Source organism: Vibrio sp. Isolate25, assembly GCF_022398025.1.
Lineage (GTDB): Bacteria > Pseudomonadota > Gammaproteobacteria > Enterobacterales > Vibrionaceae > Vibrio > Vibrio coralliilyticus_A.
In genome coordinates, this window is the sequence record NZ_JAKEUT010000004.1 from 62,891 (window position 1) to 76,230 (window position 13,340).

General features: G+C 43.3%; 11 protein-coding genes. 8 read left to right on the forward strand and 3 right to left on the reverse strand.

What is annotated here, in order from left to right:
- Window positions 1–53 precede the first annotated feature (53 nt).
- The 3 genes from L1D15_RS11475 (at window position 54) to btuD (ending at window position 2,939) form a co-directional block, all read left to right on the forward strand.
- A complete protein-coding gene (locus tag L1D15_RS11475) occupies window positions 54–1,082 on the forward strand; it encodes a succinylglutamate desuccinylase (protein ID WP_239875705.1) in 1,029 nt (342 codons plus the stop codon).
- 119 nt (window positions 1,083–1,201) lie between these two features.
- Entirely contained in the window at window positions 1,202–2,197 is a 996-nt protein-coding gene (gene btuC / locus L1D15_RS11480; protein WP_239875707.1) for a vitamin B12 ABC transporter permease BtuC, read from the forward strand.
- A complete protein-coding gene (btuD, locus tag L1D15_RS11485) occupies window positions 2,184–2,939 on the forward strand; it encodes a vitamin B12 ABC transporter ATP-binding protein BtuD (protein WP_239875708.1) in 756 nt (251 codons plus the stop codon). Before btuC ends, btuD begins: the two co-directional genes overlap by 14 nt.
- Window positions 2,940–3,232: 293 nt before the next feature.
- Here btuD and L1D15_RS11490 read toward each other — a convergent pair whose 3' ends face one another.
- Window positions 3,233–3,808, reverse strand: a complete 576-nt coding sequence (locus L1D15_RS11490; RefSeq protein WP_239875709.1) for a nucleoside triphosphate pyrophosphohydrolase family protein — start codon at window positions 3,806–3,808, stop codon at window positions 3,233–3,235.
- A 180-nt stretch (window positions 3,809–3,988) separates the two neighbouring features.
- Here L1D15_RS11490 and L1D15_RS11495 point away from each other — a divergent pair, with 180 nt between their 5' ends.
- Window positions 3,989–5,059, forward strand: a complete 1,071-nt coding sequence (locus tag L1D15_RS11495; protein ID WP_239875710.1) for a sensor domain-containing diguanylate cyclase — start codon at window positions 3,989–3,991, stop codon at window positions 5,057–5,059.
- Between the two features lie 23 nt (window positions 5,060–5,082).
- Here the strand turns inward: L1D15_RS11495 and L1D15_RS11500 are convergent, their stop codons facing one another.
- Entirely contained in the window at window positions 5,083–5,655 is a 573-nt protein-coding gene (locus L1D15_RS11500; RefSeq protein ID WP_239875712.1) for a DUF1415 domain-containing protein, read from the reverse strand.
- Between the two features lie 70 nt (window positions 5,656–5,725).
- Complete coding sequence (locus tag L1D15_RS11505; RefSeq protein WP_239875713.1) at window positions 5,726–6,973, reverse strand: MFS transporter; 1,248 nt, start codon at window positions 6,971–6,973, stop codon at window positions 5,726–5,728.
- A gap of 113 nt (window positions 6,974–7,086) precedes the next feature.
- Between L1D15_RS11505 and L1D15_RS11510 the strand changes: the two genes are divergently transcribed.
- From L1D15_RS11510 to L1D15_RS11525, 4 genes are all read left to right on the forward strand, one after another.
- The gene (locus L1D15_RS11510; protein ID WP_239875715.1) at window positions 7,087–7,956 is read left to right on the forward strand and encodes a LysR family transcriptional regulator; all 870 of its coding nucleotides are present in this window, start codon (window positions 7,087–7,089) and stop codon (window positions 7,954–7,956) included.
- A gap of 96 nt (window positions 7,957–8,052) precedes the next feature.
- Window positions 8,053–9,510: a molybdate ABC transporter ATP-binding protein ModF gene (gene modF, locus L1D15_RS11515; RefSeq protein ID WP_239875716.1), complete on the forward strand. Its 1,458-nt coding sequence runs from the start codon at window positions 8,053–8,055 to the stop codon at window positions 9,508–9,510.
- A gap of 148 nt (window positions 9,511–9,658) precedes the next feature.
- Window positions 9,659–10,873 carry an ABC transporter substrate-binding protein gene (locus L1D15_RS11520; protein WP_239875717.1) on the forward strand — a complete coding sequence of 405 codons (1,215 nt, stop codon included), beginning with the start codon at window positions 9,659–9,661 and terminating at the stop codon, window positions 10,871–10,873.
- A gap of 19 nt (window positions 10,874–10,892) precedes the next feature.
- Window positions 10,893–13,337, forward strand: coding sequence for a PAS domain-containing hybrid sensor histidine kinase/response regulator (locus tag L1D15_RS11525; protein ID WP_239875719.1), 2,445 nt, complete (start codon window positions 10,893–10,895; stop codon window positions 13,335–13,337).
- The last annotated feature ends 3 nt before the right edge of the window (window positions 13,338–13,340 follow it).

Genomic DNA, 13,340 nt, shown 5'->3' on the forward strand with positions numbered 1-13,340 from the left:
AAATTGCCTGAACAATTCATTAACATACCCGCTGTGCAATAAAGGAGTAGCGCATGACGAAAAACCTCTTTCGCCAATCTTTTCTTTTTGACAGTCTGAACTTAGAACAAGACATGCCAGCTGGTGAAATCACTGTTGCAAATGGTACTGTGTTCAAACTTCACCAACGTGGAGTTCTGGAAGTCATCCCGTCGACGTTAAATGAAGACAGTAAACACATCATTTTTTCCTGTGGTGTTCATGGTAACGAAACCGCTCCCATGGAGTTGGTGGATAAAATCATTTCTGATATCCAGTCAGGCTTTCAGCCTGTCACGGAGCGTTTGCTGTTTATTATTGCTCATCCTGAGTCAACGAACGCTCATACTCGTTTTCTAGAAATGAACCTCAACCGTTTGTTTGATGAAAAAGAATATGAACCTACGAAAGAGCTGGTCATTGCGCGAAACCTTAAACGTATTGTGGCAGAATTCTATGAAGGTACGTCTTCAGATAAGCGCTGGCATCTAGATTTGCATTGTGCAATCCGCTTATCTAAACACTACACATTTGTTGTGAGCCCGAAGACACGCCATCCTGTTCGAAGCAAAGCTCTCATGGAGTTTGTTGCGAGCGGTCATATTGATGCAGTGATGTTTTCCAATGCGCCTTCCAGCACATTCAGCTGGTTTAGTGCCGAAAACTTTGCCGCACAGGCATTGACGGTGGAATTAGGGCGAGTTGCACGTATCGGGGAGAATGATCTCGATAAATTGGTTGCTTTTGATTTGGCGATGCGAGATCTCCTCTCATCCAGCGAAGCAGAACACCTACCGCGTGTGCCCGTTATGTATCGTGTTAGCCGTACTATCGTTCGTCTGCACGATGACTTTGACTTCATGTTTGATGATGACGTAGAAAACTTTACGGCATTTAAGCATGGCGAAGTGTTTGGTCATGATGGTGATAAACCGCTGATGGCAAAAAATGAGGGGGAAGCGATCGTATTCCCTAACAGGCATGTAGCGATAGGACAAAGAGCTGCGCTAATGGTTTGCCCAGTGAAAACGCGTTATGAAGAAGATCAACTTGTCTATGATTAAAGCGTTTGCAGTCTAAACTCATCAGACAAGCTTTCTATTTTAATGGCTTAACGGTATCGTTAAGCCATTATTTTTATCATACCTAGAATCACTTGCTGTATGAAGTTAAGCGAAGTCGTATGGAACTGAGTCAATTATTAAGTCGCAGACATCAACGCTGGAAGCGTTGTCTTATGGTGATCTTTGCTGCGCTTGTTCTTCTCTCCATGGCGCACCTTATGGTTGGTGAAATGTTCATTTCGCCTTTCTCAGAATTGACCCATTTGCAGCAACAATTGATCACTCAACTTCGGTTGCCGAGGCTACTTGCCGCGATTGCTATTGGGGCGTCTCTGGCTGTATCGGGTGCCGTTTTGCAGGTGCTTTTGGGCAATGTTCTTGCAGAGCCAGGCGTTCTTGGTATTTCAGGTGGGGCGAGCGTAATGATGGTCATCCTCCTGTTTTTTCTTCCTGCCTTGGCAACCCCAGTTGGTTTTATGGTGGCTGCAGTGATAGGTGCATTGCTGTTCACTCTACTGCTTGTGTCTATGGCTAAGGTGATGCGGCTGACTACGACAAGGCTACTTTTGGTTGGTGTTGCATTGGGTATTTTGACGGGTGCTGTTGTGACTTGGGCGTTCTATTTCAGTGATGACTTAAGCCTAAGGCAGCTTATGTATTGGTTGATGGGTAGTATTGGTGGGGCGAGTTGGTACCACCACACATTAACACTCACGTTGATCCCTGTTTTGGTGTGGTTGTGTTTAAAAGGACAGATACTGGACAAGCTAATGATGGGTGAACTGCATGCCAAGCAACTCGGCGTTGACGTGGAAGCGGTTCGCTGGAAGTTAATCTTAGCCGTTTCGATTCTTGTTGGTGGTTCAGTCGCACTCGGTGGTGTGATTGGGTTCATTGGTTTAATTGTTCCGCATTTGCTTAGACTCGCTTTGGGAAGTGAGAATCGCTATTTACTCCCTATCTCCGCATTGTCAGGTGCGTTGCTGCTTGTCTTTGCCGACATCATCGCCAGAATCGCGTTGGAATCTGCTGAGCTGCCACTTGGAGTCGTCACGACGACGATAGGCGCCCCTGTGTTTATATGGATGCTGGTAAAACATCATGATTCACGTTAATAGCCTATCGGTAGGCGCGCGTTTATTGCCGCTTTCATTCTCGGTCGAGAAAGGGCAGATACTTCACGTTGTCGGCCCAAATGGGAGTGGGAAGAGCACCTTATTGACGGCTCTTTCGGGGTTGTTAGAGTTTGAGGGGGAAGCAACGATTTTCGGTTTAAGCGTCCACTCTAGCTCTATTGAGAGCCTGGCCATGTATAGAGCTTTCTTAAGCCAAAATGATCGACCAGCTTTTAATCTTGAAGTGTCACAATACCTTTCTCTCTCATTGCCGAGTTCAGTTCTGAAAATGAATCAAGGGGTAGAGCAAGTGGTGAGTGAACTGGTCCAACTGCTCGAACTCGAGGATAAGCTCCATCGCTCAATTCATCAATTATCTGGTGGTGAATGGCAACGTGTCCGTTTATGCGCCATTTGTCTTCAAATTTGGCCAGCATTGAATCCATACGCGAAACTCTTGGTTCTCGATGAACCTGCTGCGTCGTTGGATATTGGCCAAGAGGCGCTGTTATATCGGTTGATTCGAAAGGTGGCGGATATGGGAATTTGCGTTGTGATGTCCAATCATGATTTGAATCGGTCACTGAAGCATGCCGATCAAGCTTTATTGCTTGATAAAGGAGTGATGCAACATGTCGGCCCCGTCTCTCAAGTATTGGAGCCAAGCAAGTTATCGAAAGTGTTCAACACTCAAGTTCACCGGACAGAGTTCAATGGGGAGCCCGTATTAGTCTTTGACTGATAGACAGCCCTACCATTTCTAATACTCAAATTAGTGCAGTCTGCACTGAATGTGTTCATACTCATCTGATTTTAGCGAAGCAAAAATCTTATTAACCTTAAATATCAATTGGTTAGATTTGTTTCGTAGGGTGGCATAAGTTTGGCATTAATAAGAATGATACATTCTCGTTCTTGTTAGGCTTAGTCAATTTGAAGGGAAACCAGAAAGCTGACAACAAATAAGCCATTTTTATGATTATGGCAGCTTCCGCCACCTAAGGTTTCCGAAGGTGGCGGCTTTTTATCTAGGGGTTATACGGTGAGGGGAGCAAGGTCTGCTGGGCGGTAATAAACAGATTTTAACACCTTACCTTGGCGAATTGTTTTGCCCTCAGAGACGAAGTCTTCAGCACATTTGGCGATAATGTAATCACCTTTCTGTACCGCTTTCAACTTGATGCCTTGCTCTGCATAATGGGCTTCGGTTTCTGCGTATTCTTGCTCATTTCGACAGACTTTACTCATGTTGCTTGAGTGGACTTCATCCCAACAAGGAATAAAGTCAATACCACGATTAACCGCAACATTGAGTAACAAGTCAATCAGGTAACTAATGGCTAGATTGGACTCTACTTTATTATCCCCTAAATGAACTAGGCGGCCCATTAAGACATATACACTGTCAATGATAGCGTCAGCTTGTTCCGTTTTATTGTCAGCTTCAGCTAACTCAGTGAGCTCTTCTACTGCTAAAGAGGTATGCAGGGTGTCTGCTTTCTCGTCTAAGCTTTCAGGAGAGGCAACAGGTAAGTCGAAAGTAGTACGAAACTCGGTAATGTCGCGGTAAAGATGGTCAAAGAGATCTTGAGTAAGTTTGGATAGGTGCATTCACTTAACCTGCAATTGCTAATTATCGCGTCATACTAACAAAGCCTTATGAAACGTGCCATTGCAGCACGAAAATAAATGGGGCAAGGCCAAAATATTCAGAGTTTCACGTCCACGGCCATTGATGTTGTTGTGAAGGTAAGTCTATCTTACATAAAAGGAAATTTATTTGGAAAGCATATGGTTGTAGCGAGTGAAAGTGAAAAGGTGATACGACGTCTTTACCAGATCACTAATGATTATCAGAAAGGATTTGATATCCAGATTACCCAGCTGATCATGATGGGGTTGGAGCGCTTTAATCTTGATATTGGTATCTTATCTCGTATAGATGACGACCAATACACCGTGTTATATTGCGTTACATCCGAAGGTGTCGAATTAAACCCTGGGGATACTTTTAATTATGAGTCTACGTATTGCCAAATTACCTGCAGCTCGTCTGGCCCTGTTTCTATTGAGCATATGGGAGAAAACGATAAGTACGCTAAACACCCAGCTTATGAGGCTTTTGGCTTAGAGTCATACATCGGCGTACCAATTTTTATTGATGACGAGATTTTTGGGACGCTCAACTTTTCTTCCGCCTCTCCCTACCCAAGAAAATTCAAAGATATCGATATTGATGCGCTTAAACTCATGGCTTCATGGATTGAAGTCGAGTTAATTCGTCGTAATCAGGAAGAACGTCTACAAAAGATGAACAGCCAGTTAGAATATCAGGCTTATCATGATGTTTTAACAGGTGTCGCGAATCGTCGCTGTATGTTCAAAACAATACATTTGGATATTGAACGTATGAAACATGCTGGTGGTAAAGGAGCCCTGGCGGTCATTGATATCGATAACTTCAAGAAAGTCAACGATACTTATGGCCATCAAATTGGTGATGATGTTCTAAAGAAAACGGCACAAAAACTTCAGTCCAGCTTGTCTGACAGAGACTTTATTGCTCGTTTAGGCGGAGAGGAGTTTGTTGTTTGGTTCCCTGAGCGCAATACTGAAGAACGAAAGCAGTTCATCAATAAACTTCATCAATCGGTTACCGAAGTGGTGCTGGATAATAAACCAATAACGGTTTCCATTGGCGTTTGTGAGTTTGACTTCTCCCTTGAATCAAACTCTGATTGTAAGAAGAGTACTCTCGATCAAATCATTCTTGTGGCTGATGAGGCGCTGTATACCGCTAAGAACCAAGGACGCAATTGCGTTGTGATACGTTCGCTATCTTCTTTGTCAATGAATCGTTGAAATGAGTGGAGGTGAGACTCCACTCAAACTGGTGCGTTATTTAAATAAGTACGGAAAAGTTTGATCAATTCTGCCTGAGTAAGAGACTCGACTCGCGCAATGTTGTTGTCAGGAATAGATTCGGGGTCAGGGTAGTGCTTCAATACTCTTTCCATGCTCGCCTCGCGGATGAGATGAAAAACTGGATAAGGAGAACGGTTGGTTAGGTTCTCTGCATCTTCAGGCTCAGCACCCCCAAAGCAATAATCGGGATGGAATGTCGCTAATTGGTAGACACCTTCCCAATCTTGCTGGCGAATTAAGGCTTCTACCCAGTCAATAAATAGATTGTAATCGAAGAAGTCTTCCAGCATGTTTGGTACCACCACTAGAGTGGTTTCCAATTCTTCGGCGGGCTTGGTTTCGAGTTCCATTAATTGAGTGAGTATGTCTTCTAACAGTGTTTCTTCTTGCGTAGCTTCACTCACAAAGATTTTAATCTGTTTATTGCGTTGTGGTTTGGCAGCAAATGGGCATAGGTTTAGGCCGATTACGACATCATTGAGCCATTGATTGACTTGCTCTGCGATGGCTTGTGTTGAGCTTGAAGTGGTCATCTTGCTTCCGGTTTATTATTTGGAAGCAAGAATAGCAGATTCAGTTTATGGCAGTAAGTAGTTAAGAAGGCTATTGAGAAGGTGTTGTAGCCTTTAACTCATGAGACGTTTCAGTTTGTGTCTTGTTGTCTTTAAGTACCGGCTCAATACTGATTGAGTTTAACTTGTAGCAAAGGGTAAAAATTGTCAGATATAGAGTCATTCCCCCACCAATCACATAGGCCCAGCCACCATGCTGCCAGCAGTAAATTAAGAAGAATCCTCCTAAACTACCACCTACGTAATAGTGCACGAGGTATAGTGCGGTTGCTGTCGCTTTGGCACTGGTGGCTTTTTGGCTGACCCAAGCGTAAGCCAAAGTATGAGTGAAGAAAGCACCAAAGCTTATTAGGGCTAAGCCTAGAATCATAAATGGAATATGGTCAATGTAGGCGACCAACATTCCTAGTAGGCTGATCATGGTGCCGCAAACCATACCGGATATGGGTTGATGGTTGCGGTTCCATACAGAAGTCAGCTTAGAACTTAGTGTGCCGGGTAAGTAGCAAAGGAAAATCAACGATGCTAACCCTATCGGTAAAGAGTGGGGAGCCGCAACGAGTCGGAACCCCATGACCGAATACAAGTTTACGAATAGAGCGAAATTCACTCCGCCAATCAGCATTGCGAGCCAAATAGTCAGGTTCTTGAGATGCTTGATGAGTGCTCGGTTGTGATACCTCAGCATACCTTTTTGAGGCACAAAATGTTTCTGCTTTGGCAACATCACACAAACGGCTAGGGCACCAATGAAAGTCAATATCGCCATGACAATAACCGCCTGTTGCCAGCCAAGTGCGTCGGTAAGCGTCCCTCCGACAATACGCCCGGTGATCCCGCCGAGTGAGTTAGCGGCAATGTAGCCACCAATAGCTTGCCCAAAAGCTTTTGGCGAGAGTTCTTCGACCATGTAAGCAACGGCAACGGAAGCAAATGCAGCGATCGCAATGCCCATTAAAGTGCGCATAGCCACCAAACTGAACAATGATGGAAAGAGCAGCATACAAAGACCAATCACTGGCATTGTAAGAAGTCCTGCTAGCATGACGCGTTTACGTCCAGTTGCTTCAGAGGCAACAGCCCAAGGAACCAAGCTGAATGAAAGTGCGAGTGTTGTTGCAGCAAATAGCCAGTTAACCTGAGTTTCGGACACTGAAAAGTGCACTGCCATATAGGGCAGCATTGGCTGGAACAAGTATAAGTTACAGAAAATAATGAAGGATCCCAATGCGAGGCTCAAAGTGACGCGTCGGTAATCTTGAGTGCCTAATTCGATCATTGAAGGTGTGCCTTAGAAATTCAATCGGTTAATGTGATCAAAATATCAGCGAGATTAAGATTAATAAAATATATTAAAAATATGGATGCTATATATAAAATATATGAAGAAACATGGACTCTCGATACCTGAAACATTTCGTCTCTGTTGCAGAGCATGGCCACTTCACCATGGCTGCAAAAGCACTGCATATTGCGCAACCCGCATTAAGCATTTCAATAAAAAAATTTGAACAGCAACTTGGTGTTGAATTGTTCCGTAGAGAAGAACGACAAATAACGTTAACTGATGAAGGCAAGGTGCTGTATGAACATGCCAAGCGAGTGCTGCAACAAATCGATGACGCCAAATTAGCCATCGACGAAATGCGAGGTTTAGAGAAAGGGGAAGTCAGGTTGGGAGCACCAAGCATGATGGGATCCTATTTCTTTCCGCAGGTTTTGATGGCATTCAAGACACATTATCCCAATCTCAAATTAACCCTTATTGATGCGGGCGCTCGTTCAATCAGAAAGATGCTCTTGAATGGAGAGCTCGATATTGGTGTCATTGATGATGAAAATGTACCTGATGATCTGGAAACGGATCATTTGCTGAATGTTGAAATGGTTGCAGTCGTTGGCCCCGAACACCCATTTGCTGAAAAGAAAAGTATTAGTTTCACCGAGTTCTTTGAACATGAACTGGTGATGTTTAAGCCCGGGTATTTCCACCGTGACTTCGTGGAAAGCAAAGCGCGTCAGTATGAAAAGAAGATGAATTTTTCTTTTGAAACCAATTTGCTACCAATGATATTAAGCATTGTGAAGCATGAGTTTGCTATTACTGCTTTACTTAAGCTGGTCACGGAGCATGAGAAAGATGTGGTTGCTGTGCCTTTTGATGATCCCGTCAACTTACGCTTATCTCTCGCATGGCGAAAAGATGGTTATCTATCCATCGCCGATCGGACATTCATTGAATTTGTTAAGCAGTATGTGTAGCTCATGTAGCTCACACTTTCCCCTAAGTTGGTCGCAACATTGTTTCGATTAGAGTAGTTTGATTGGATACAAAGTTCAGGGAAGGAATGCAGTGAAATGCAATTGAAAATTGAAGATCTGATGGTTGAAATTGGCGCGAGGAAGTTGGAAATTACGCGATGGGATATTGAGCAAGACCAATCATGGGGCGTGTTTAGTACAGAAGGCGATATTGGTTCTACTCTGGGCTATTTGCTTTGTGGGGAGTTGGAGGGAGTCGAGGGAGGTTTCGCTATATCTGAAGGTCGAGTCGCTCAGGTCTCTCTTGTCGAGCAACAGCGGTTGCTAGAAGATGAGCTCGCGAAAGACGATACCGACTTTCTAGACAGAATAGATAAGGGGAGCACTGTTCAGACTCTGATCTATGAACAGTGTAAAGATGAAGCGCTAACTCAACGACTGCTTAAAGAGTTAGATCTTAAACACCTCAGTGATAGTGGTTTTCGTGTTCTCTCCACAGGAGAAACACGGCGAGTTATGTTAGCACGAGCGCTGGCAACCAAGCCGGATTTGATTGTTCTTGATAATCCATTTACAGGTCTCGATGTCACTCACCGTTCAGCGCTTGCGGAGTATCTAGCGACACTGTCGAAATCACTTCAGATGATCATCACATTTAACCGAGAGGAAGATGTGCCTAGCTGGATTGAGCAAGTTGCGTTGTTTAATCAGGGAAAACTCGAGAGTGTCATGGACATCGAATCTTGGCATCAACACCCGGTCATCAATCAAATCAAAGCCCAATCCAAACAGCAGAGTGAACAGATGATGTCTCTTATTCGTCGTCATCAGCACACCACAGAATTTAACAATCCGATATTTGAACTTAAGGAGGGTAAGGTCGAATACACAGAGAAAACAATTTTCTCTGGTGTAAATTGGAGAATTGACAAAGGTCAGCACTGGCAGGTCAAAGGCCCTAATGGTTGTGGGAAAAGTACGTTACTTGGATTGATTTTTGGTGATCATCCGCAGTGCTATTCTAACGATATTCATATCTTAGGGAATAAACGTGGTTCAGGTGAATCTATTTGGGATATTAAAAAACACATTGGGATGGTGTCGTCTGCATTACATCTGCAATATCGTGTCAGTTGTAGCGCACTAGAAGTTATCCTTTCTGGCTTTTATGACTCTATTGGTCTCTATCAATCGCCTTCCAAAAAGGAAGTCCAAGTCGCTCAAGAGTGGCTGGAAATACTGCATATGTCAGAGTACGAAAAAACCTCTTTTAAGCAGCTTGAGTACGGTCAGCAGCGTCTGTTATTGATTGCCAGAGCGATAATAAAACAACCAGCAATTCTAATCCTAGATGAACCTTATCAGGGGCTTGACTACTTAGGCAGGAGACTGGTTAAAAATACGCTCGAGCTGATTGCTAAGGAAAACTTGAGCCAGCTTCTTTACGTTTCTCACTATCAAAATGACAAGCTAGAAAGTATCCATAACGAACTAGAGTTTTGCTTCGATCAAACTCATGCATGCTACAAGACTATCATTCACCAATCGCTGTAATGAGAGAGGTGATATTCTCTGGTTAATGGCCTAAACAGCGGGTGCCCTCAATTTTTGTTTTTTAAAGTCAATAAATTACTGGAAAAAACGTCATGCTTTCCTAGGCTAATTATAGAAATAAAGGATAACGACTAACTTGGTGATCTATATGGCTAGGAAATTTTTGATTGGAGTGATGCTACTATTCAGCGGTTTGGTTCATGCGACTAAACCCGATGTGCTAAGAGTGTATTTGGATGCCGATAGAACTGGGCATCTAGAGTCGGCACTTTCCATTGAGCATGGGGTTAAGGTGGCTTTCGCTCAACAAGGAAATCAAATTTCGGGCATTCCGGTTGAGTTTGTAACGACCGATCACCGAGGAAACGTACTGCGTAGTAAGAGAAATATGGATCGTTTCCTAAAAGATAATAATGGATTGGTTTATTTTGCTGGAATGCATTCGCCGCCTTTAATGAAATATCGAGAATACATCAATAAATCCAAGATGCTGACGCTAGTACCATGGGCAGCCGGTACGCCAATAACCCGTTACCCTTCAGCGGAAGATAACTATGTATTTCGCCTTTCTGTCGATGACTCTAAGGTTGGAAAAATATTGGTTAACTATGCATTAGAGCAGCAATGTAAACAACCTCACTTGGTGTTAGAAAATACAGGGTGGGGGAAATCCAATCACAAAGCCATGATGTCTGTGTTACCTAAAGACCTCACCGAGCAGGTTAAAACAAGCTGGTTTAATTGGGGGATTAAGAATGTTGATGCGCGGATTTTGATTCGTGAAGCCCAATCCAGTGGTGCGGACTGCGTATTACTGGTAGCGAATAGCCGTGAAGGCAAATTGATTGTGGAAAGTGTGGCAGATATTGATATAGAAATGCCGATATACAGTCATTGGGGAATTACGGGAGGAAAGTTTGCACAAAATGTCCCTTTCTCTATCCGCGAGAAAGCTAATCTTCACTTCATCCAATCGTGTTTCAACTTTTATAGCTCTGAGTTAAATACTTTTAGCCAAAATGTGTTTAGAGACGCCAAAAAACTATTTCCAGCGTACTTTGAAGACACCAATATTGAGGCTCCAGCCGGGTTTGTTCATGGTTACGATCTGGCAAAAATATTCATTGAAGCAGCCAGTCGAATAGAGTTAACGGACAATGTGGAATCTAATCGTATCGCGCTAAAAAATGCTTTGGAATCAAGCGATATCATTGTGCAAGGGCTAATTAAAGAATATCAATCACCATTTTCTCCCTTCTCTGAAGAAAATTTTGATGCCCATGAAGCATTAGGTGCTGATGATTTATGTATGGCGACTTACGATGATAAAAACGCTGTAAAACTGAAGCCTAAATCCATTTAAGTACAGGTAACGCAGGTCTATGTTGAAGTTTGATAAGAAGAATGGAATGCATTTGTTTTCGTTGTTTCTCATCGTTGGGGCCTGCGTATTCATGCTTGCAAGTTTTGCCTTTGTTCAACATCAAGCCAGAGAGACGGCACAAATCCTTATTAACGAGAGTCTAAAAGGAAAATTCGTTGCCATTGAGAGATATGTACTCGAGTTTCTGAAGCTGCATGAGCAAAGGCTTGGACGTGTCACTTCTCACCCTGTTGTCACAAGAGCGGTATTAGAAGGGGTGGATAATCGCAGCGCATTTAAAGATCAACTTGATGTAATTAAGTCATCTGGCTCGACCGCCTACGTCAATATATATGATTTTTCAGGAGGGGAGATTTATCAAGAAATAGCCCTTCCAGATACGGTACTAACCTTCATTACAACTGGTGTAGAAAATGAGTCATTAATGGATGAACAGTCATACTCACTGTTTAAATATGGTGGAAGAGACTATCTTCTGCTTACTTCTCCAATCTTATATAACGATTACGCAGAAGGCCTAGGTACCTATGTCACACCACTGGATGAGAGCCAGTTTTTCGAGAGCTTAGGCACAGATAGTTTGCATTGGTTTGGTATTGCTCAAAATCGACTGAATTGGGAGATGAGTCCACCCAATAATTGGAAGGTTGATACCTTTCCTATCGAAGGAACTGAGTTGACCTTAATGTATTCGGTATCACCACAGTTGGTGGTGAACGCTAGATCCAATTTAATGGAAAGCTTATTTATTGGCATGCTCACTGCCACTGGGATGACGCTGATTGTTATGTTTATCTTTGGGCGTAGAGTTCTGGTCTCGCCATTCCTAAAATTGGCAGAGTCAGAGCAACGTTTATATAAGCAGTCAGAATCTTTGAAAATACGAGAGGCAGAATCGGCTCGATTAGCACGCGTGGTTAAGCATATGCGTGATGCCGTGGTGTTCACTGACCTAAATGCCAAAGTGACATGGGTTAATGGAGCTTTTGAACAGCTGACAGGTTATTCGTTATCTGAACTAGTGGGTAAAAAGCCTAGCCAACTGCTTCAAGGAGCGGATACAGATAGACAAACCACAAAGAAAATGCGTGATTTCATCGACCGCAGAGAACCGGGTTTCTTTGAGCTGCTGAATTATAACAAAGACGGAGAGTCATACTGGATTGAAATTGCACTGACTCCTTTATATTCCACAGATGGGCAGATTGAGGGCTTTATGGCTGTCGAGCGCGATATTACCCAGCGTGTTGAGCTTGAAGAGTCTCTAAAAATAAAAGCTGTAGAAGCGGAAGCGGCGAACATAGCTAAATCTCAATTTTTAGCCGCGATGAGCCATGAACTAAGAACGCCGATGAATGGTATTCTTGGTGTCGGAGATCTACTTAAAAACACAAACCTTAGCCAAGAGCAGCAAGAGTACGTGGACACTTTAGTGAGCTCTGGGAAACACATGTTAAATGTGCTGAATGATATTCTTGATTTCTCAAAAATTGAAGCGGGAAAACTCGAACTTGAAAAAACAGAGTTTTCTCTACAGGACGTGGCGACAAGGCTGACTCGGCTTTATGAACCTCTGTGTGCTGACAAACACCTAGAGTTCAAATGTACCTACCCTCAATCATCTGATAAAGCACTAATCGCGGATGAAACGCGCATACTGCAAATCTTACAAAACTTGCTCAGTAATGCCTTAAAGTTCACTTCGGAAGGTGGGATTAGCCTAACTTTAGATGTGGTGAAGCAAAGTCAGAAAACAGAGCTTCATATGGTGGTTGCTGATACAGGTATTGGGATAAGTTCGGAAAAGCAATCAGTGATTTTTGACCCTTTTGCTCAAGCGGAAAACGATACCACGCGTCGATTTGGTGGAACGGGCTTAGGTTTGTCTATTACACGTGACTTGGTCAAAGCAATGAAGGGGACGATTGACTTAAACAGTACCATCGAAGAGGGTAGCCAGTTTACGGTGATCGTTCCTATTGAATTGAAAACTGTACAAGTTCGTCAGACTCATGAGAAGCAGGAACAGCTCCCAGAGTTCGACGGATCAGGCCTGAGTGTTCTTATTGCGGAAGACACGAGAGTCAACGCCTTGGTTTTAGGTAAATTCCTTAAAAACAAAGGGTTTGAATATGAAGTGGTTGAGAATGGTGAATTGGCTGTGGAAAGAGTGCAAAATCAACATTTCGATTGTGTCTTAATGGATAACCATATGCCAGTGATGGATGGGTTGAAGGCAACCAAAGCGATTGTTGAACTAGGCTTAACGTCCCCTCCAGTGATCATTGGTTGTACTGCTGACGCATTTGAACAAACAAGAGAGCGAATGATCTCTGCAGGCTGTGCAGATGTCATTACCAAGCCTATCAGTTCAGACAAACTGGATGAAGTATTTCACGCAACGCTTAAAACTTTGGAAGAAAAAGCGATGCGCGAAGCATGATTG